The sequence below is a fragment of the Curtobacterium sp. RIT-PI-V genome, assembly GCF_025642935.1.
In the GTDB taxonomy this organism is placed as follows: domain Bacteria; phylum Actinomycetota; class Actinomycetes; order Actinomycetales; family Microbacteriaceae; genus Curtobacterium.
Genome location: NZ_JANZKM010000001.1, coordinates 213280 through 233351, shown reverse-complemented (window position 1 = coordinate 233351; position 20072 = coordinate 213280). Strand labels below are relative to the sequence as shown.

The following is a 20072-nucleotide window of genomic DNA, read 5'->3' as shown; positions in this document are numbered from 1 at the left end:
ACTGCCCACGGGTCGGGGCACAAGCTGCGCCAAAGCTACGCAGGGCACGGACCGGTCGCACGACGAAGCGCAGCGGAGACGACCGATTCCTGTGCAGATGACCGGACGAGAACCCCTGGTCAACGTCCAGTTCGAGCGTCGAGCCTGAGAGAACGGTAACGATCGTGAGGGGCCATCGGCTACGTGGCCAGGCCCCGCAGGCCGGACCGCTCGGCGATGTCGACGAGCTGCTCGCGCCAGAGGACCCACGCTTCCGGGCTCTTGTCGGCCAGGTTGCCGTCCCCGTCGCCCGCCAGTCCGTCGAGCATCTCGCGGACGATGTCGGCGTGCCCCGCGTGCCGGGCCGTCTCGTACGCCATGTGCACCATGATGCGGTGGAGCGTGACCTCGCGGTGCTCCTCCGGCCACCAGGGGACGGTGCCGCGGGCGTCGAGGTCGAGCGCTTCGATGGTCGCGTCGGCGTGCGCAGCGCTGCGGTGGTGGAAGGCCACGACGTCGTCGAGGGTCTCGTCGAGGGTCGCGTACATGTCCTCGCCGTCCTCCGATTCGAGCCAGGCGGGCGGGTCGGGCAGCGGCCGGCCGAAGACCTCGCCGAAGTACCCGGCCTGCACACCGGCGACGTGCTTCACCAGCCCGAGCACGTTCGTGCCGGTCGGGGTCACCGGCCAGCGGGCTTGCCGTTCGGCCAGACCGTCGAGCTTGCCGAGCAGTGCGGCACGGTGCTTCTGCAGGTACCGGTGCAGCGTCCGCTTCACCGCAGCGGCCGAGGCCAGGGGATCGGTGGCCGATGACGCACCCTCGTCCGACAGGACCGAGTTCCCGCTGGAGGCGAGACCGGTGGTCGTCGCGGGGTGGACCTCGGGGACGGCGTCGGTGCTGCTCATGCCCTCGATCGTGCCACCACGACGTCCTGCAGGCCTGCCGATTCCTGCACGGCCACACGCTCCGCGGTGAGCAGCAGCCCGGCGACCTCGGCCGAGGTGCGCGCAGGGGCGTCGTTCCAGCTCGTCAGGTCACGCACGCGGCCCATCCGGACGTCGGGCGCCGGACACCAGAGCACCGGCGCACCCTCGTCCGCGGCGAGCGCGTGCCAGACCAGGTCGAGCGAGTGCTGGACCCGCGGCGAGTGCACGGCGTGCGGCCCGCCAGCGGCCGAGACGACCGCGCCGACCAGGCAGGCGGCGACGAGCGGCCGCCCCTGCACGTCCATCGCGGCGGCACTCGTGGCCTTCCGCATCCGGCCGTGCTCGTCGAGGTACGCGAACCAGGCGTGCTGGATCCAGCCGCGTTCGACGACGCCGCGCGCGTCGGACAGCAGGTGCTCGAGCTCGCCGAGTTCCTGCAGCCGGGCTTCGACCCGTCGGACGCGTGCGGCGGCGCGGCGCTCGGCGAGGCGGTCGAGGACCCCGCGGAGGCCGGTTCGCTCGGATCGTGTGGAGGTGGGAGAGGCGGGAGAGGCGTCGGTGGCGACGTCGTGCTGGACGCGGAACTCGAGGGTCATGAGGGCCCCTCCGATCGGCTGTGCACGGATGGTGCGGTCACGATAGCCCCGCGGGGTCTCAGCCGTCCAGCACCGCGTCGATGCTGCGCCGCGCGACGCTCCGGAAGGCGCGTTCGTCGGACGACGCGAGCGCGGAGGCGAGCGCGATCGCCCACCCGCGCGCGCGTCCCCAGGTGACGTCCGGAGCGGCGACCAGCGTCCGGAACGCGTGGCGGGCCTCCCGGTCGAGCGTCAGCCAGGCGGTGGCGAGGTCGACGGCGGGGTCCCCCGAGGTCACGTCGCCGAAGTCGACGACCGCCGACAGGCGTTCGTCGCCGTCCGGCGTGCGGTCCACGAGCAGGTTGAACGGGTGCAGGTCGCCGTGCACCCAGACGGGAGGCCCGGTGTGCGTCGGCAGCGCCGCCGCGGTCCGCCACACCGCTGCCAGCTCCACGGCCCGGGGCACGTCCTGCGTGGCGAGTCGCGTCAGGACGGCGTCGCTGCGCGTCGCCAACGGCACCGCACGGAACGGGTTCGCCGGAGCATCAGCCGGCGCCGGCACGTGCAGCAGTCCCACGAACTCCGCGAGGGCCCCGGCGACCCGCACACCGGCAGCACGCTCACCGACGGGTGCTCCCGGGAGCCAGGGGACGATGCTCCACGACCAGGGGTACCCGAGCGCCGGACGGCCCACGCGCACCGGAGCCGGCACCGGGACGACCGGTGCGACGCGGGCCGCGATCTCCGGAAGCCACCGCTGCTCGTGCTCGACCAGGCGTGCCGCGAGCTCCCGACGTGGCAAGCGCACGGCGTACTCGTCGCCGAGCCGCACGATGACGTTGTCCCAGCCGTTCGCGACGACCACGAGCGGCAGGTCCGCCAGGTCGGGGTGCTGGTCTCGCAGCAGGGCCCGGACGAGCGGGACGTCGACGTCGACCTCTGCCGGTGGTGTGGGCACCGGCTCAGGCTAGTGGGCCGGTGGACACATGCCCGCGAACGGGGGCGGGTGCGGAAACCGACCGCTGGGTATCCTCGTGGAGCGGTGACGTGGGTGTTTCCCTGGGGGGACCCGCGTCATTCCGGCGCGATGATGGCGACGAGTCGCGGGACCTCTGGCCGGAGGCGTTCGGTGACGAGCGCGGCGAGCAGCACCGTCCAGAGTTCCCGCAGGCGTTCGTACAGGTCGGTGCGGTCGGCGAGCACGTCCGACACCGTCTGCACGCCCGTGTACGCGGGGATGACGACGCGTCCGACCAGCTCCGGGTCCCACCGCGGGTCCACCTCGCCGGCGTCGATCGCCTGGCGCACGGTCTGTGCGATGAGCGCCATCCAGTCGGTGTACGGGTCCTGACGGGGGACGTCGTGCGTCGCGACCTCGGTCGACAGACGGATACCGGCGCTCACGACCACCTCGGTGACCATCTGGGTCGCCAGTCCCTGTGACATCCACATGAGGGCTTCGAGCGGCGTCCGGCTCCGGGCGACCGCGGCTTCGCCGTAGCGCCGCGAGACCTCGTGCTGCTGCGCGATCACGGCACCGGCGAGGTCGGCCTTCGACGCGAAGTGGAAGTACAGCGCGCCCTTGGTCAGCCCGATCCGCTCGGCGACGCCGTCCATCGACGCACCGAGGTACCCGCGCTCGTCGAACTCGGCGGCCGCGGCCCCGATGATCGCCGCGCGGGTCTCGAGCGCCCGCTGCTGCCGGGTGCGTCCGTCCTGGGCCATCACCTGCCGATCGTAGTCCGCTCCGAGGCTGCGCACGGCCCGCGTCCGGGCGGGTGCCATACGGTTGGCCGCCATGGACGGATGGCGGAACCCCGCGCGGTGGGCGCGGACCGGACGGTGGCTACTGCTGCCGATCGCGGTGCTCGACTGGGTGGCCCTCGCGCCGCAGACCATCGTCGTGCTCGCGTTCCTGATCGCCGTCGTCGGGCTCGCAGGGATGGCAGCCGCGCTCGTCGTGCACATGCTCGGGCGCTCCCGCGGTGCGATGGCGCTGCTCGGTGTCGTGCTGCTGCTCGGCGGGCTCGTGGTGTTCGGCCTCGACCCGTTCCCCGGCTCGTTCCCGCTGATCGACGCGTGGTGGCCCGAGTCGATCACGCAACCGCAGGTGGTCGGCAGTGCCTACTGGCAGCTCGCCGGCCTCGGCATCGAGCTCGCGGGCTTCGGCATGCTGGCCACGTTGCTCGTCGTCGCGCTGACCGGCGCACCGCGATCACGGCAGGACCGCTTCCGCTCCTGACGGCGGCGCAGCGGCACGTCGTTCAGCGGCGGCGCAGCAGCACGACGGTGACGTCCCGGCGGCTGTCCGCCGGCACGAGCGCGCGGATACGCTCGACCGCCGCGGTACCGGTCGGCTCGGACCGCACCAGGTCGGCCAGGTCATCGAGGTGCCGGATGCCCTCGAGCGCCAGGACGCCCTCGGTGCACAGCACCAGCCGGTCGCCCGCCGCCAGGTCCAGCGTCGCGGGGGACCGCGGCACGGACTCCGGCTGCAGGCCGAGCGGCAGGTCGAGCGAGTGCAGCGCCCGGCTGGTGCCGTCGGCGCGGACGAGCACGGCGAGGCCGTGGCCGGCGTCCCCGAAGTCGACGTGCCCCGACGTCGGGTCGAGCCGCAGGTGGAAGAGCGAGCCGACGGCGTCCGCAGCGGACAGGTCGGCGGTGATCTGGGCCTCCAGGCCGCCGATCGCGTCCTGCATGGCGGTCTCGGTGCGTGCCACCACGGCACCGCGCACTGCCGAGGCGAGGAGACCCGACGCTCGTCCCGCTGCCGAGACGCCGCCCACGGTGACGTGCAGCACACCGTCGGTGGCGAGCCGCCAGTCGGCGACGTCCCCGCCGCCCGGCTCACGCCGGATCGCGAGGGTGTCCAGGTCGTACCCGGGGACGTCGACCGGTTCGGACACCAGGCCCTCGAGCACACGGTTGACCCGACTGCGGTCGATCGCGTGCCCGAGCTCCCGTTCGGCCCAGCGGGCGAGGTCACGGAGCAGCTCGAGGTCCTCGACCGACAGCTCGCGCGGGGTCGCGTCCATGATGCAGAGCGTGCCGACCCTGGTGCCGTCGTGCATCGTCAGCGGCGCCCCCGCGTAGAAGCGGATCCCGTGCTCCACCACCGCCGCGGTGTGCGCGAACCGGGCGTCGAGCGAGGTGTCGGGGATCACCATCGGCTCCGGACTGAGCACCGTCGTCGCGCAGAACTGCTCGCTCGCGGGCACGCTCGAGCCCTGGTGCCAGCCGAACGTCGACTGCGACGTGACGACGTCACTGTGGACGAGGTTGAGGAAGGTCAGCGGCACGCCGAACGCCTCGTGGGTCATGCGGGTGATGCGGTCGAAACGCTCCTCGGGGCCTGCCCCCAAGACCTCGAGCGCCTCGATCACCGCGGTGCGTCGGTCCGCACCGTCGAGAGGGTTGGTCACACGCCCTGTCTACCCGCTCAGTCCGTCAGGAACCAGTCCCGCGGGTGGGGGTCGGCACTGAGCGTGCGCCGCTCGGACACCGGGGCCGCCCACGCCGCCGCGTTCGACAGCACGCGCTGGATGTCCGGGTGGTGGTAGACGGGGTACTCCTGGTCGCCGGGGGAGAAGTAGAAGACCTTGCCCAGACCGCGACGGTAGGCGACCCCGGACCGGAAGACCTCGCCGCCGGCGAAGGTCGACAGGAACACCTCTTCCTCGGGGCGCGGGATGTCGAAGTACTCGCCGTACATCTCCTGGCGCTCGATCACGATCGGGTGCGGCACCCCGGCGGCGATCGGGTGCTCGGGGGCGACCGTCCAGACGAGTTCGCGCTCGCCGTCGTTGCGCCACTTCAGCGAGCAGGTGGTGCCCATCAGGCGCTTGAACGGCTTCGAGTAGTGCCCGGAGTGCAGCACCACCAGGCCCATGCCGGCGTGCACCGCGTCGACGACCAGGTCCACCACGGCGTCGCTGACCTCGTCGTGGGCGGCGTGGCCCCACCAGAACAGGACGTCGGTCGCGGCCAGTCGCTCGGCGGTGATGCCGTGGTCGGGCTCCTGCAGCGTCGCGGTGCTCACGGTGGCGTCGGGGTGGTGCTCACGGAGCGCTGCCGCGATCACGGTGTGCATGCCGTCGGGGTAGTGCCCGATGACCGTCGCGTCACCGCGGGTCTCGTGCACGTTCTCGTTCCAGACGACGATGTTCAGGGGACGGTTCTCGGTCGGCACTGACATGGCTCCAACGCTAGCCTCCCCGGGCGTCGAATCGATACGACCACCGGAGTGTCGGGGGTTTCCCGGGACGCGTCCGCGACGATGTGGGCATGACTCCCCGCTCCCTGTTCCGTGCCGCCGCGGTCGCCGAACTCGTGACCTGGACCATGCTCATCGCGGGGATGGTGCTCAAGTACGGCCTGGACGCCGGCGACTGGGGCGTCCGGGTCGGCGGCGGGGTGCACGGCTTCGTGTTCCTGGCCTACCTCGTCGTGACGACCGTCGTCGCGGTCAACCAGCGCTGGACCCTCGGGGCACTCGTGCTCGGCTGGGCGAGTGCCGTCGTCCCCTACGCCACGGTGCCGTTCGAGGTCGCGGTCGCCCGACGCGCCATGCTCGAGGGCCCGTGGCGCCGCTCACCCGACGCGCGCTCGGGCTTCTGGGACCGTCTGTTGTTCTTCGTGGTGCGTCGCCCCGCGGTCGCGGTCGTCATCGGGGTCGTGGCGGTCGTCCTGGTCTTCGTGGTGCTGCTGGCGGCGGGGCCGCCCGTCCCGCGCTCCTGAGGCTCGTTCTGGCTCTGGCGTCGCGAGGGCGCGCCGTCGCGAGGTCCCGCTGCCCCGAGTTCGTGCGGCCGCGAGGTCGCGCCGTCGCGAGGTTCCACAACACGCCGCTCAGGTTCGCCGAGGTTCCAGAGACGGCCCGTTCGCGGCGCGAGATGCCGAGATTTCGGAACCTCGAGGGGCGCTGCGCGGGACGACGGGCGGGGACGGGGCGGGGCGGTCGCGGTGGACGCGCGCGACGACGGACGGGAGGCCCGGTGCCAGCTGGCACCGGGCCTCCCGTCCGTCAGGTGCGTGCGTCTAGAGCGCGGCGAGCGTCGCGTTCAACGTGGCGGACGGGCGCATGACCGCGCTCGTCTTGGCGTCGTCGGGACGGTAGTAGCCGCCGATGTCGGCCGGGTGGCCCTGCACGCCGTTCAGCTCCTCGACGATCTGCTGCTCCTGCGCGTCGAGCTTGCCCGCGATCTCGGCGAACGACGCGGCGAGCTCGGTGTCCGTCGTCTGCGCTGCGAGCTCTTCCGCCCAGTACTTGGCGAGGTAGAAGTGGCTGCCGCGGTTGTCGATCGAGCCGAGCTTGCGGCCCGGCGACTTGTCCTGCTCGAGGAAGGTCCCGGTGGCACGGTCGAGCGTCTCACCGAGGATCTTCGCCCGCTCGTTGCCCGTCACACCGGCGAGGTGCTCGAGGCTGACCGCCAGGGCCAGGAACTCGCCGAGGCTGTCCCAGCGCAGGTAGTTCTGCTGCACGAGCTGCTGCACGTGCTTCGGCGCCGAACCACCGGCACCGGTCTCGAACAGGCCACCACCGCCGAGCAGCGGGACGACGGAGAGCATCTTCGCCGAGGTGCCGAGCTCCATGATCGGGAACAGGTCGGTCAGGTAGTCGCGCAGGACGTTGCCCGTGACGGAGATGGTGTCCTCGCCGCGGCGGATGCGCTCGAGCGAGAAGCGCATGGCGTCCTCCGGCGAGAGGATCTCGATCTGCAGGCCCTCGGTGTCGAGCTCGCCCAGGTACTGGCGGACCAGACCGATCAGGTTCGCGTCGTGCGCACGGGTCTCGTCGAGCCAGAAGACGGCCGGGGTCTCCGAGGCGCGGGCACGGGTGACGGCGAGCTTGACCCAGTCGCGGATGGCGACGTCCTTGGTCTGGCAGGCACGCCAGATGTCACCGGGCTCGACGTCGTGCTCGATGACGACGTCACCGGCGGCGTTCGTCACGCGGACGGCGCCCGCGCCGGGGACCTCGAAGGTCTTGTCGTGCGAGCCGTACTCCTCGGCCTTCAGCGCCATGAGCCCGACGTTGGGCACGGAGCCCATCGTCGCCGGGTCGAAGGCACCGTTGACGCGGCAGTCGTCGATCACGGTCTGGTAGATGCCGGCGTAGCTCGAGTCCGGGATCACGGCGAGGGTGTCGTGCTCGTCGCCGTCCGGGCCCCACATGTGGCCGGAGGTGCGGATCATCGCGGGCATCGAGGCGTCCACGATGACGTCGCTCGGGACGTGCAGGTTCGTGATGCCCTTGTCCGAGTCGACCATCGCGAGCTCGGGGCCCGCGGCGATGCCGTCGGTGAAGGCCTGCTTGATCTCCGCACCGTTCGGCAGGGCGTCGAGGCCCGCGAGGATCGAGCCGAGACCGTCGTTCGGGGTGAGCCCGGCGGCTGCGAGGTCGGCACCGAAGCGCTCGAACACCGACGGGAAGAACGCCTTGATGACGTGGCCGAAGATGATCGGGTCGGAGACCTTCATCATCGTCGCCTTGAGGTGCACGGAGAACAGGATGTCCTCGGCCGCGGCGCGCTGGATCTGGTCCTGCAGGAAGGCCTCGAGCGCCGCGACGTGCAGCACGGTGCCGTCGACGACCTCGCCCTGCACGACGGGGATCGACTGCTTGAGGACCTGGGTCTCGCCGCCCTCGGCGACGAACGTGATCGTCAGGACGTCATCGGCGGGGGCGATCCAGGACTTCTCGTTCGAGCGGAAGTCGTCGACGCCCATCGTGACGACGTTCGTCTTCGAGTCGCTGCTCCACGCACCCATGCGGTGCGGGTGCTTCCGGGCGTAGTTCTTGACGGACAGGGGAGCGCGGCGGTCGGAGTTGCCCTCGCGCAGCACGGGGTTGACGGCGCTGCCCTGGACGCGGCCGTAACGGGCGCGGGCGTCGCGCTGCTCGTCCGTCGTGGGCTCGTCGGGGTAGTCGGGCAGGTCGTAGCCCTGCGACTGCAGTTCCTTGATCGCGACCTTGAGCTGCGGGATCGACGCCGAGATGTTCGGCAGCTTGATGATGTTCGCCTCGGGGGTCTTCGCGAGCTCGCCGAGCTCGGCCAGGGCATCGTCCACGCGCTGCTCGTCGGTGAGCCGCTCCGGGAACTGGGCGATGATCCGGCCGGCGAGCGAGATGTCGCGGGTCTCGACGTCGACACCAGCGGTGCCGGCGAAGGCCTGGATGACCGGGAGGAAGGAGTGGGTGGCGAGGAACGGCGCCTCGTCCGTGAGGGTGTAGATGATCTTGGCCATGCTGGCGGGTACTCCCTTGTTCGACCGTCGGTACGTCCACGCTACTCGTGGGGCGGGATGTCTCGACATCAAGATACATGGTCCGGCCTGCGTCCGGCAGGGACACGGCAGACGTCCTGGAGGCACACTGCCGACCCATAGGAACGCCCGGTGGACTGGTCTTCCGCAGTTCCAGGGCCACAGGAGGGCGATCATGGCGACGACACGTGCGACACCGGAGGACTTCGGGTGGACCGCGGAGGACCTCCGCTCGGCCTACGCCTCGGACGGCAGCGGTCCGTACCGGTACGCCCCGGACGGCTCCGGGCCGTTCTCGTACGACGTCGACGGATCCGGTCCGTGGCTCGTCGGGCCGGAACCCCGCCGCGGGCTGGCCCGGTTCGCCCCACGTGACCGCGGTGGACGCTCCCGACTCCGCCGCGTCGGCACAGCGGTGAGCGCCGGGGCCCTGGCGCTCGTGCTCGCGGTCGGCAGCGTCGCGGTCGTCGCCCACGCCGCCCCTCCACAACCGTCCGTCCAGGCGGGGGCAGTCCACAGCGCCGGACCCGACGGGACCTGATCGCGCGCACGGTGCCACGCTGGACCGGTGACCGAACTCCTCGTCGTGGGCGTCATCGCCCTGATCGCCATCGCCGGTGCCGCCGTGCTCGGGCCCCGCATCGGGGTCGCGGCACCGTTGGTGCTCGTCGTCGTCGGGATCATCGCGAGCCTGCTGCCGTTCATCCCGGACGCAGAGATCGAGCCGGAGTGGATCCTCGCCGGGGTCCTGCCGCCGTTGTTGTACTCGTCGGCGGTGTCGATGCCGTCGATGAACTTCCGGCGCGAGTTCGGCGCCATCAGTGGCCTGTCGGTGCTGCTCGTCATCGCGTCGAGCCTGGTGCTCGGCCTGTTCTTCGCCTGGGTGGTGCCGGACCTCGGGTTCTGGTGGGGGATCGCCCTCGGTGCGATCGTCAGTCCCACCGACGCCGTCGCCACCTCGATCGTCAAGCAGACCTCGGTGTCGCGCCGGGCGATCTCGATCCTCGACGGCGAATCGCTGCTCAACGACGCCACCGCCCTGGTCCTCCTCCGGACGGCCATCTTCACCGCTGGTGCATCGTTCTCGTTCTGGGGTGCGCTCGGCGACTTCGCCAAGGCCGTCGCCATCGCCGTGGCCATCGGCTGGTTCGTCGGTTGGTTGAACGTGTTCGTCCGCGCCCGGGTGCCGAACGCCGCGGTGAACACGGCACTGTCCTTCGCGGTGCCGTTCGTCGCTGCCCTGCCGACCGAGCACTTCGGCGGGTCCGGGCTCGTGGCCGCGGTCGTCGCGGGGCTGTTCACCGGGATCGTCGGGCCGCGCAGGCTCCCGCCGGGGCACCGACTGTCGGACGCGCAGAACTGGCAGACCATCGAGCTCGTGCTCGAAGGTGCGGTGTTCCTGACGATGGGGCTCGAGCTGGCGAAGATCCTCGGCGACGTGCAGCGGGAGCACGCGGGCATCGGTCCGGCGCTGCTCATCGCCGTCGGGGCCCTCGTGCTCACCGTGCTGGTACGGGCCGCGTACGTCGTCCCGCTGCTGTTCGCGCTGTCGGCGGCCGCCAAGCGCGGCGAGCGGATGCAGGAACGCTTCGCCGAGATGCACGCCGGCGACCGCGACGCGATGAGCGAGGTGATCCGCGAGCACCGGCCGGGCAACCGAGCGCCCTCGGAGCGCGAACTCGACCGGTTCACGACACGCGTCCGCCGCACCCTGGCGGACATCGCGTACTACACGAAGGCGCCACTGGGCTGGCGCGAGGGCACCGCCGTGGTCTGGGCCGGCATGCGCGGGGCGGTGACCGTCGCCGCCGCCCAGACCCTGCCCGAAGGGACGCCGCAACGATCGCTCCTGGTGTTCATCGCGTTCGCGGTGGCACTGCTCTCGCTCGTGGTCCAGGGCGGCACGATCGGCCCACTGCTCCGTCGGATCGCCGCCCCCGCACCCGACACGTCGGCGCAGGACACCGAGGAGCGCAAGCGGCTGCTCGAGCTCATGCGGACGGCGGCAGAGGACGTCCCCGGGACCCGCGAGGCCGGCCCTCGGGCACGCGAAGAACTCGAGGCAGCCGACCCGGCCGAGCTCCGGGCGTGGATGGGACGCGAGAAGGCCCGACGACTCGCGGTGCTCGAGGCGCAGCGCGCGGCGATCCTCGACGCCCGCGACGACGGTTCCTTCGACGCCGAGGTGCTCGAGTCGATGCTGCAGAACCTCGACGCCGAGCAGATCGCCCTCGAGCTCCGTGGGGCACCTGCCCGCTGACGGCAGTCCCGCCGGTCAGGTGCCGATCGACACGCGGAACACCCGGACGCCGGCGGCCCGGAGTGCTGCGAGCCCGAGCCGCATCCGCATGCTGCGGAACGGCCGCTCGAACCCCGACGGTGCCGATGCGGCGTCGATCTGGTGGAGCACCTCGGACGTCAGGGTGCGCTCGACCTTGGGTGCCAACCGTGTCAGCCCCGATACCGTCACCACGATCCGGACGGCGTGCGGCACGAGCAGCGGATCGATGAGCTCAGCGGCTGCCTGCGCACGGTGGAACGCGGGGTCGTCACCGGGGCGTCGGATCGCGATGACCGCGAGTTCGGCGTCCCAGGTCTCCTCGGGATCCGGCAGGTCGTCGACACCGATGACCCGCATGCGGGCGGCGTCGATGCCCGCGCGCACCGCGGCGGCGCGGAGCACGGGCAGGAGTTCTTGGGTGCCGGCGAGCACGACGTCGGCGGTGCCGAGGTCGACCTGCGCGGGCCGCTCTCGCGGCGATCGGGCCATGGTGCGGGTCCTTCCGTCGCTTTCGCACGACGGTACCGATGTCGGACGGTCGGGGGACGTCCGAGCTCTCGGTGATCAGGTGCCTCCCAGCCCCGCGGTAACGAAAAGATCACGGTGGGGCCTGTACAAAGCGACAGAGTCGTGCAGAATGGTGGGCGGCCATGACGACTGCACCCGAACTCGACCAGCACCCGGAGACCCCGGTGGTGCACCTGTCCCGTCGCGCTGCCCTCGAGGCCGAGCGCGCTGCAGCCCGGAAGCCCCAGCGCCGAGCGGACAAGCCGGAGAAGCCCGCCAAGGTCGCGAAGCCGGCCAAGGCAGTGCAGGTCGCGAAGCCCGCCAAGGCAGCAACGGTCGCGAAGCCCGTCGGCCGCCGCGCCACCGCAGCCCGCGCGACGACCGAGCACGTCGACACCCGCATCACGCGCGTGGTCCGCCGCCCCGCTGCCGCCGTGACGAGCGTCGCGAAGGCCCCACGGGCCTCCCGGTCCGGTCGTGCCGGACGGATCACCCTGACGAGCGCGGCCGCTGCGATCGCGATGTTCGCCGCCTCGGCGATGCCCGCCCACGCCAGCGCCGGCACCTCGATGGCGACCTCGACCATCGCGCCGATCGTGCGCACCCAGGACTACGCGGTCACCCAGGCGGTCACCGCGACCGGGCTCGACCGCGACGGGTTCACCGTCGGTGGCGGCACGACGCGCCGGGTCGTCACCTCCGGCGGCACGGCCGACACGAGTGGCATCGCCGGCGAAGCCGTCTCGTACGGCGGCGCGGTCCGCTCCCCGTTCCCCGGCCCGGTGCAGATGAGCTCGGGCTTCGGCTACCGCTCGGCACCGTGTGGCGCGTGCTCCTCGCTGCACCAGGGCCTCGACTTCACGCCCGGTATGGGCACGGCCATCGGTGCCGTCGCCGCGGGCACCGTCCGGATCTCGGGCACGTACTTCTCGTACGGCAACGCCGTGATCATCGACCACGAGATCGACGGCCGCCAGGTGTCGACGCTCTACGGGCACATGATCCCGGGGTCGTCACCGCTCAAGGTCGGCGACCAGGTCGAGGCCGGTGAGTTCATCGGACTCGTGGGCTCCTCCGGCGTCTCGACCGGCGCGCACCTGCACCTCGAGGTCCTGATGGACGGCGTGACCCCGATCGACCCCGAGGCGTGGCTCGAAGCCCGCATCGGCCGCTCGTTGACGACGTAGCCCCCGACACCACCCACCCCGGACGCACCCCGGACGCACAGCAGACGTCGAGCGCTGGTGGGGTGACGTCCCAGCTGCCCTGTGCAGACTCACAGGCATGGACGATCACCACAGACCGCCCGCCCGACGTCGATCCGAGGAAGCTGCCCGCTGATGGGCGCCGACACCTGGATCGCCTTCGGGCTCGTCATCCTCTTCGTGCTCGTCGGCGGGGTCTTCGCCGCCGCCGAGATCGCGCTCGTCTCGCTCCGTGAGTCGCAGCTGCAGCAGCTCGAACGCCGGGGCTCCCGTGGCCTGCGGGTCGCCGAACTCGGGCGCGACCCGAACCGGTTCCTCGCCGCCGTGCAGATCGGTGTGACCGTCGCCGGGTTCTTCTCCGCCGCGTACGGCGCCTCGTCGATCGCGCCCGACGTCGCGCCCCTGTTCACCGGGCTCGGACTCGGCCAGGGAGCCGCCGAGACGGTCGCCCTCGTGCTGATGACCCTCGTCATCGCCTACCTGTCGCTCGTGTTCGGCGAGCTGGTACCGAAGCGACTCGCCCTGCAGCGGGCCGAGGGCTTCTCGATGCTCGTCGCGCCGACCCTCGACCGCTTCGCGACCCTGATGCGCCCCGTGATCTGGGTGCTGTCGGCCTCGACGAACCTCGTCGTCCGCGCACTCGGCGGCGACCCGAACGCCCGCAGCGAGTCGATGAGCACCGAGGAGCTCCGCGGCCTCGTCGACGAGCACACGGGTGTCGACGAGCAGGGCCGCCGGATCGCCCGGAGCGCGCTGGACGCCGGTGACCGGATCCTGCGCGAGTCGATGCGCCCCTGGTACGACGTGTCCACGATCGACGCCGCACTGACCATCGCCGAGGCCACCGACCACGCGATCGAGGTCGGACACACCCGGTACCTCGTGACCTCCGGCGGACGCGACGAGGTCGACGGCTTCGTGCACCTCCGCGACCTGCTCCGGCCGAGCGACCCGTCCGCACCGGTGTCGACCCTGGTGCGCCCGGTGCTCGCACTGCCGGAGACGAAGTCGTTGTCGAGCGCGATCGCGGACATGCGGACCGACGGGCACCAGATCGCCCTGGTCGTGGACGAGTACGGCGGCAGCGCGGGCATGGTCACGCTCGAGGCGCTGCTCGAGGACCTCGTCGGCCGCATCCGCGACGAGTACGACGAACCCACGGCCGAGCACGACGGCGTGGACGGGTCCACGGTGCTCGAGGACCTCGTCGCCGACGGCGGCCCGGCACTGCCCGACGGCGACTACGAGACCGTCGGCGGGCTCGTCCAGGTCCACCTGGACCGCGTGCCGGAGGTCGGCGACGTGGTCGCCGCTGGCGGACACCGCCTCGAGGTGACCGCCATGGACGGTCACCGGGTGGCGCGCGTGCGGATCACGGCCGACGTCACGCTCTGAACTCCGCGCAGCTGACCGGGAGGCCCGTGGCGGCGCCGCCACGGGCCTCCCGTCCGCCCGGCGGGTACCGCCAGGGCCTGCCGAACGGACAGCGCTGCCACGTACGCTCTCCCCATGGGTATCGACGTGCGCAACGAGATCCGCGACTTCCTGTCCTCCCGGCGAGCGCGGCTCACCCCCGAGCAGGTCGGCATGCCGTCGTTCGGCGGCGGGGTCCGACGCGTCCCCGGGCTGCGGCGGCACGAGGTCGCGATGCTCGCCGGTGTGAGCGTCGACTACTACACACGCCTCGAGCGCGGATCGCTCAAGGGGGTCTCGGACAGCGTGCTCGAGGGCCTCGCGAGCGCCCTGCAGCTCGACGAGGACGAGCGCGTCCACCTGTGGGACCTCACCCGACTGGCGAACTCCGGCGTCAAGACGATGCACCGCACCGTCCCCACCCGGGTCCGCCCCGGCGTCCAGCGCCTGCTCGACGCCATCACCGGAGCGCCTGCCTGGGTGCGGAACGAACGCGGTGACGTCGTCGCGACGAACGAGCTCGGTCGCGCGCTGTACTCGCCGATGTTCGCCGGCCCGGGGCGCCCCGTGAACACCGCACGCTTCACGTTCCTCGACCCCGCTGCCCGTGACTTCTTCCCAGACTGGGCGCAGACCGCGAAGGACGCCGTCGCCGTGCTCCGGGCAGCCGCGGTGTCGAACCCGTGCGAGCCCGGACTCATCACCCTGGTCGGAGAGCTCTCCACGCGCAGCGAGGAGTTCCGCGGCTGGTGGGCCGCGCACGACGTCCGGCTGCAGCGCGCCGGCGGGAAGCGCATCGACCACCCGATCGTCGGCGAGCTCCGGTTGTCGTACGAGGCGCTCGACCTGGTCGCCGACCCCGGCCTGACCCTGTTCACGTACTCGGCCGAGCCGGGCAGCGAGTCCGAGCGGTCACTGGCCCTGCTCGGCACCTGGGCCGCGACGGAACGGGCCGAGCAGTACGCGGCCCTGCGCGCGGCGGAGTCCGAGTCCGAGTCGGTCGACTGAACCGCTGGTCGGCCCGGTGCGGGGTTCGTAGGCTGGGGACGTGACCAAGACGACGGACGGATCAGCGGGGGACGCCGACTACGCCCGCATCGGCCAGGACTACCGGCAGTACCGCCGTCCCGAACCGACGTTCGCGCGGGCGATCGCGAAGGCCCTCGGCGACGCTCGCACCGTGCTCAACGTGGGGGCCGGTGCCGGGTCCTACGAGCCGACCGACCGACAGGTCACGGCCGTCGAACCCTCGGCGTCGATGCGCGCCCAACGACCGGACACCCTGTCGACGGCGATCGACGCGACCGCCGAGGACCTGCCCTTCGACGACGACACGTTCGACGCCGCGATGACGACGTTCTCGGTGCACCAGTGGGGCGACCTCGAGCGTGGGCTGGCCGAGCTGCGCCGGGTGACCCGGGGTCCGATCGTGATCCTGACGTGCGACCCGGCCCGCGTCGAGGACTTCTGGCTCGCCGAGTACGCACCAGAGGTGATGGCGACCGAGGCCCGTCGCTACCCCATGCTCGACCGCATCGCCGCCGCACTGGGCGACGACACCGTCACGACCACCCCGCTGCCGATCCCGTTCACCTGCGTCGACGGCTTCTCCGAGGCGTACTACGCCCGGCCGGAACGCCTGCTCGACCCGGGCGCCCGGAAGGCGAACTCGGCGTGGAGCTTCGTCGACGAACTCACCGCACGGCGATCGGTGGCCGCCCTCCGCACCGCGCTCGACTCCGGCGAGTGGGACCGGCGGCACGGGGCGCTGCGGATCCGGCCGACCTACGAGGGCGCCCTCGTCCTGGTGACGGCCGTCCCCGCCGCTTGACACGTCGACGTAGGCTGGTCGGGTGAGCTTCCAGGAGGTGGTCGGCGCCCGTGACGCCGGCATCAGGGCGTGAGGCCCCCGGTCGTGCCGCAGGCACGGCCGCCCTCGTCGAACCCTGACCTCCTTCCGCCCGGTGCGGTGTGCGTCCGCACGCCCCGGGCCCGCTCGAAAGCGATGCACCATGCTCCCCATCACGGAGAAGACCCTCCGCACGTCCTTCGTCAACGCCTCCCGCAAGGAGACGACCGACATCACGCTGCCCGCCGACTTCGAGACGATCGACTGGGACGCGCTCGACTTCCTCGGCTGGCGCGACCCGAAGATCGGTCGGCGTGCGTACGCCGTCGTGCCGACGCTCGACGGAACGCTCGTCGGCATCGTGTTCCGGCAGGCCGAGGCCTCGTCGCGCTCACGCGCACAGTGCTCGTGGTGCCAGGACGTCAAGCTGCCGAACGACGTCGTGTTCTACAGCGCGAAGCGGTCCGGCAAGGCGGGACGGAACGGCGACACCGTCGGCACGCTCGTCTGCCAGGACTTCCAGTGCTCGCGGAACGTCCGGAAGCTGCCGCCGCCCGCCTACGAGGGCTACGACGTCGAGGCCGCGCGCCTGCGGCGCATCGAGGACCTGCAGCTGCGCGCAGCGTCCTTCGCCACGGAGGTCTGAGCCGGGGCCGTTCCGCGCGTCGGAGGACGTTTCTTCCGTCCTCGTACGCGCGGAACGTCTCCCCGGGGGCGTTTCAGGGCCCCAGGTCGCGTTGCGGGGGAAACCGCCCGGTAACGCGGGTGAAACGGGCGTTCCATAGCCTCGGCACATGGATCTCGGCGACCTCGACGACGCGACCGCCCCCGACGCTGCCGCGGTGATCCGGAGCTGGGCCGACGTGCCCGCGTGGGTCGACGCCCTGGTGGCCGCGCGCCCGTTCGGCACGGTGCCGGCGCTGCTCGACCGGGCGCGTGCCGAGTCGGCGTCGTGGGGTGTGCCGGAACTCGACCACGCCCTCGCGCAGCACCCGCGGATCGGCGAACGGACGACCGATGCCTCGTCGGCCCGCGAACAGTCGTCGATGCGCAGCGCCGACGACGCGGTGACCGGTCGGATCGCCGACGGCAACGCCGCGTACGAGCAGCGGTTCGGGCGGGTGTTCCTGGTGCGGGCCGCCGGCCGGACCCCCGAGGAGCTGCTGGCCGAGCTCGACCGGCGCCTCGCGGGCGACCCGGCGGTCGAGACGCGCGAGGCCGCCGCTGCCCTGTCCGACATCGCCCTGCACCGCATCCGTGCGACCTTCGCCGTGCCGCACCTGACCACGCACGTGCTCGACGCCACCACCGGGACCCCGGCGGTCGGCGTCGGCCTGACCCTCAGCACCGTCGACGGTGACGTCGTCGCGACCGGCTCGACCGACGCCGACGGCCGTGCGGCACTCGGCCCCGACGTGCTCGCGCGCACCGACCACGTGCTGCGCTTCGACACCGGGGCGTACTTCGCCGCTGCCGGGGTGCCGACCTTCCACCCGTTCGTGACCGTGGCGTTCCGCGTCACGGGAACCGAGCACCTGCACGTCCCACTGCTGCTGAGCCCCTTCGCCTACAGCACCTACCGAGGGAGTTGACCCGCCATGTCGGAGACCACCGTCCACCTGGGACCGAACAAGTACGGCAAGGCCGAGAACCGCCTGGTGCGGGTGACCCGGCACGGTGACCGGCACGAGATCGCCGACCTGACCGTGACGTCGCAGCTCATCGGCGAGGCGTTCGCCGGGTCGTTCACCAGCGGCGACAACTCCCGGATCGTCGCGACGGACACCCAGAAGAACACCGTGTTCGCCCTGGCGAAGGAGCACGGGGTCGGCGCCCCGGAGGACTTCCTCGCACTGCTCGCCGACCAGTTCACGAGCGAGTTCGACTGGGTCGAGGGCGGGCTCTGGCAGGCCGAGGTGCACCCGTGGGAACGCATCACGGTCGACGGGCAGCCGCACGACCACTCGTTCCGCCGCACCGGCACCGGCACCCGCCTGGCGACGGTGCACGTCGAGGCCGGCGAGCGCCACGTCACCGGCGGCGTGAAGGACCTGGTCGTCCTGAAGTCGACCGGCTCCGAGTTCCACGGCTTCCCGCGGTCGCGGTTCACGACCCTGCCGGAGACGACCGACCGGATCATGGCGACCGAGGTCACGGCGCGGTGGCGGTACCTGCCGTCCGCGGTGGAGGCGGGGATCGACTACGACCACCTGTACGAGGAGGTCGTCGCGGTGATGCTCGAGCAGTTCGCCACGGTGCACTCACTCGCCCTGCAGCAGACGCTGTGGGAGATGGGCCGCGCGGCGATCGAGCTGCGGCCGGAGCTCGCCGAGGTGCGGTTCGCGATGCCGAACAAGCACCACTTCGTCGTGGACCTGTCGCCGTTCGACCTGACGAACGAGAACGAGGTGTTCATCGCGGCCGACCGTCCCTACGGGCTGATCGAGGGGACGGTCGTCCGCGACGGCGTGGCCGAGGCGCCCGGTGCGTGGGAGCACCTGCCCGCCTTCGTCTAGGCCGAGGGCTCGCTGCTCGGCTCGCGCGATCCGTGCGGGTCGGGCAGTGCGATCGGCGCCGTCGACCGCACCCCGTCGTACGAACCGACCGCCGGGTCCTCGCCGTACCGCTCGGCCACGGAACGCGAGCCGAGCAGCAGGTTGAGCAGGATCGCCGCGACGGCACCGGCCGAGATCCCCGAGTCGAACACCAGGGTGAACCAGGTCGGGAACTGCCCGTAGATCTCCGGGGCGACGGTCGGCAGCAGCGCGATGCCGAGGGGCAGCGCCACGACGAGCACGTTCCGGTTGTCGAACCGCACCTTCGACAGCGTCCTGATGCCCGAAGCCGCCACCATGCCGAACAGGGCGACGCCGGCGCCGCCGAGCACCGCGTGCGGGATCGCCTCGACCACCGCGGCCACCTTCGGCACCAGGCCGAGCACGACGAGGATGCCGCCGGCCGCCGTCGCCACGTACCGGGAGCGCACGCCGGTCAGTGCGACGAGCCCGACGTTCTGCGCGAACGCCGTGTACGGGAACGTGTTGAACACCCCGCCGACGACGGTGCCGAGTCCGTCCGCCCGCAGGCCGTCGGCGAGCGTGCGCTTCGACACGGGACGCCCGGTGACCTCGCCGACCGCGATCATGTCGCCGGTGGTCTCGGTCATGATCACGAGCCCGACGACGAGCATCGACACGATCGAGGCGAGGTCGAACGTCGGCAGCCCGAAGTGGAACGGCGTGACGAAGGCGAACCAGCCCGCGTCGCCGATGCCCGACCCGTCGACCATGCCGGGGACGAACAGCGCCACGACGGTACCGAGCAGCAGCCCGAACAGCACCGACACCCGCGCGAGGCCGCGCGGTGCGAACCGTTCGACCAGGACGATCGCGAGCAGCACCCCGGCCGCGAACGCGACGTCGAGCGGGTCCGCAGCACCGTCCTTCCCACCGTCGGTGACCCAGCCGGCCGCGACGCTCATGAGCGACAGACCGATGATGAGGATGACCGTGCCGGTGACGATCGGCGGGAACAGCCGGACGAGCTGCGCGAACCACGGCGCGACCACCACCATGAAGACCCCGCACGCGATCGTCGCCCCGTAGACGGCGGTGATGCCGTGCTCGGTGCCGATCGCGATCATCGGGCCGACCGCGGCGAACGTGACGCCCTGCACGAGCGGCAGCCGGACCCCGAACCGCCAGAAGCCGACGGACTGCACGATCGTGGCGAGGCCCGCGACGAACAGGTCGGCGCTGATGAGGAAGGCCAGGTCGGCGCTGTCGAAGCCGAGGGCTCCGCCGACGATGAGCGGGACGGCGATCGCGCCCGCGTACATCGCGAGCACGTGCTGCAGTCCGAGCGGCAGGAGCCTGGCGAGCGGTGGGACGGAGTCGACGCCGTCGTCACTCCGGGTCGTGCGCGGTGTCTTCTCGGTCGTCATGGCGTCCCCTTCGAGCGGTGGTTTCCCTGTGCTCCGGACGCTATGCAGCCCGTGTTTCCCCGGGATGACGGGCGTGGGTCGCGTCGGTCACCGGGCTCCGGCCCGAAACGCACGCCGAGACGAGACGGGAG

Annotated in this window: 20 protein-coding genes; 11 read left to right on the top strand and 9 right to left on the bottom strand. The window is 71.9% G+C overall.

From position 1 onward, the window contains the following. Positions 1 to 179: 179 nt before the first annotated feature. The 4 genes from OGL88_RS01210 to OGL88_RS01195 form a co-directional block, all read right to left on the bottom strand. Complete coding sequence (locus OGL88_RS01210) at positions 180 to 884, bottom strand: DinB family protein (protein ID WP_263055408.1); 705 nt, start codon at positions 882 to 884, stop codon at positions 180 to 182. Next, positions 881 to 1501, bottom strand: a complete 621-nt coding sequence (locus tag OGL88_RS01205; RefSeq protein ID WP_263055407.1) for a DUF6197 family protein — start codon at positions 1499 to 1501, stop codon at positions 881 to 883. Before OGL88_RS01205 ends, OGL88_RS01210 begins: the two co-directional genes overlap by 4 nt. 58 nt (positions 1502 to 1559) lie before the next feature. Further along, positions 1560 to 2438 carry an aminoglycoside phosphotransferase family protein gene (locus OGL88_RS01200; RefSeq protein ID WP_263055406.1) on the bottom strand — a complete coding sequence of 293 codons (879 nt, stop codon included), beginning with the start codon at positions 2436 to 2438 and terminating at the stop codon, positions 1560 to 1562. Positions 2439 to 2554: 116 nt separating this feature from the next. Continuing rightward, positions 2555 to 3205 carry a ScbR family autoregulator-binding transcription factor gene (locus OGL88_RS01195; RefSeq protein ID WP_165932299.1) on the bottom strand — a complete coding sequence of 217 codons (651 nt, stop codon included), beginning with the start codon at positions 3203 to 3205 and terminating at the stop codon, positions 2555 to 2557. A gap of 73 nt (positions 3206 to 3278) precedes the next feature. Here OGL88_RS01195 and OGL88_RS01190 point away from each other — a divergent pair, with 73 nt between their 5' ends. Next, entirely contained in the window at positions 3279 to 3722 is a 444-nt protein-coding gene (locus OGL88_RS01190; protein ID WP_205463403.1) for a hypothetical protein, read from the top strand. 22 nt (positions 3723 to 3744) lie between these two features. Here OGL88_RS01190 and OGL88_RS01185 read toward each other — a convergent pair whose 3' ends face one another. After that, entirely contained in the window at positions 3745 to 4902 is a 1158-nt protein-coding gene (locus OGL88_RS01185; protein ID WP_263055404.1) for a PP2C family protein-serine/threonine phosphatase, read from the bottom strand. A 17-nt stretch (positions 4903 to 4919) separates the two neighbouring features. Next, complete coding sequence (locus OGL88_RS01180; RefSeq protein ID WP_263055403.1) at positions 4920 to 5675, bottom strand: ThuA domain-containing protein; 756 nt, start codon at positions 5673 to 5675, stop codon at positions 4920 to 4922. 89 nt (positions 5676 to 5764) lie between these two features. Here OGL88_RS01180 and OGL88_RS01175 point away from each other — a divergent pair, with 89 nt between their 5' ends. Next, positions 5765 to 6217, top strand: a complete 453-nt coding sequence (locus OGL88_RS01175; RefSeq protein ID WP_263055402.1) for a DUF3817 domain-containing protein — start codon at positions 5765 to 5767, stop codon at positions 6215 to 6217. A 297-nt stretch (positions 6218 to 6514) separates the two neighbouring features. Here the strand turns inward: OGL88_RS01175 and OGL88_RS01170 are convergent, their stop codons facing one another. Then, entirely contained in the window at positions 6515 to 8725 is a 2211-nt protein-coding gene (locus OGL88_RS01170; RefSeq protein WP_205463405.1) for an NADP-dependent isocitrate dehydrogenase, read from the bottom strand. 193 nt (positions 8726 to 8918) lie between these two features. Between OGL88_RS01170 and OGL88_RS01165 the strand changes: the two genes are divergently transcribed. After that, entirely contained in the window at positions 8919 to 9284 is a 366-nt protein-coding gene (locus tag OGL88_RS01165) for a hypothetical protein (RefSeq protein WP_263089332.1), read from the top strand. Positions 9285 to 9311: 27 nt separating this feature from the next. Further along, positions 9312 to 11003 carry a cation:proton antiporter gene (locus OGL88_RS01160; protein ID WP_263055287.1) on the top strand — a complete coding sequence of 564 codons (1692 nt, stop codon included), beginning with the start codon at positions 9312 to 9314 and terminating at the stop codon, positions 11001 to 11003. Positions 11004 to 11018: 15 nt separating this feature from the next. On the opposite strand, the gene OGL88_RS01155 is transcribed toward OGL88_RS01160, so the two are convergent. After that, positions 11019 to 11513, bottom strand: a complete 495-nt coding sequence (locus OGL88_RS01155; RefSeq protein WP_111083592.1) for a hypothetical protein — start codon at positions 11511 to 11513, stop codon at positions 11019 to 11021. Between the two features lie 161 nt (positions 11514 to 11674). On the opposite strand from OGL88_RS01155, the gene OGL88_RS01150 reads away from it, so the two are divergent. The 7 genes from OGL88_RS01150 to pucL all read left to right on the top strand — a co-directional run bounded on the left by OGL88_RS01150 (position 11675) and on the right by pucL (position 18514). After that, positions 11675 to 12718 carry a M23 family metallopeptidase gene (locus OGL88_RS01150; protein ID WP_263055288.1) on the top strand — a complete coding sequence of 348 codons (1044 nt, stop codon included), beginning with the start codon at positions 11675 to 11677 and terminating at the stop codon, positions 12716 to 12718. A gap of 153 nt (positions 12719 to 12871) precedes the next feature. Further along, the gene (locus OGL88_RS01145) at positions 12872 to 14131 is read left to right on the top strand and encodes a hemolysin family protein (RefSeq protein ID WP_111083594.1); all 1260 of its coding nucleotides are present in this window, start codon (positions 12872 to 12874) and stop codon (positions 14129 to 14131) included. Between the two features lie 114 nt (positions 14132 to 14245). Beyond that, positions 14246 to 15157 (top strand): helix-turn-helix transcriptional regulator, encoded by a 912-nt coding sequence (locus tag OGL88_RS01140; RefSeq protein ID WP_123293003.1) that lies wholly within the window; start codon positions 14246 to 14248, stop codon positions 15155 to 15157. A gap of 40 nt (positions 15158 to 15197) precedes the next feature. Then, entirely contained in the window at positions 15198 to 15980 is a 783-nt protein-coding gene (locus tag OGL88_RS01135) for a class I SAM-dependent methyltransferase (RefSeq protein WP_263055289.1), read from the top strand. Positions 15981 to 16161: 181 nt separating this feature from the next. Next, positions 16162 to 16644 (top strand): FBP domain-containing protein, encoded by a 483-nt coding sequence (locus OGL88_RS01130; RefSeq protein WP_263055290.1) that lies wholly within the window; start codon positions 16162 to 16164, stop codon positions 16642 to 16644. Between the two features lie 148 nt (positions 16645 to 16792). Continuing rightward, positions 16793 to 17590 (top strand): 2-oxo-4-hydroxy-4-carboxy-5-ureidoimidazoline decarboxylase, encoded by a 798-nt coding sequence (gene uraD, locus OGL88_RS17950; protein ID WP_263055291.1) that lies wholly within the window; start codon positions 16793 to 16795, stop codon positions 17588 to 17590. Positions 17591 to 17596: 6 nt separating this feature from the next. Next, the gene (pucL, locus tag OGL88_RS01115; protein WP_263055292.1) at positions 17597 to 18514 is read left to right on the top strand and encodes a factor-independent urate hydroxylase; all 918 of its coding nucleotides are present in this window, start codon (positions 17597 to 17599) and stop codon (positions 18512 to 18514) included. On the opposite strand, the gene OGL88_RS01110 is transcribed toward pucL, so the two are convergent. After that, positions 18511 to 19941, bottom strand: a complete 1431-nt coding sequence (locus OGL88_RS01110; RefSeq protein ID WP_263055293.1) for a nucleobase:cation symporter-2 family protein — start codon at positions 19939 to 19941, stop codon at positions 18511 to 18513. The two genes, pucL and OGL88_RS01110, sit on opposite strands and share 4 nt — an antisense overlap. Between the last annotated feature and the right edge of the window lie 131 nt (positions 19942 to 20072).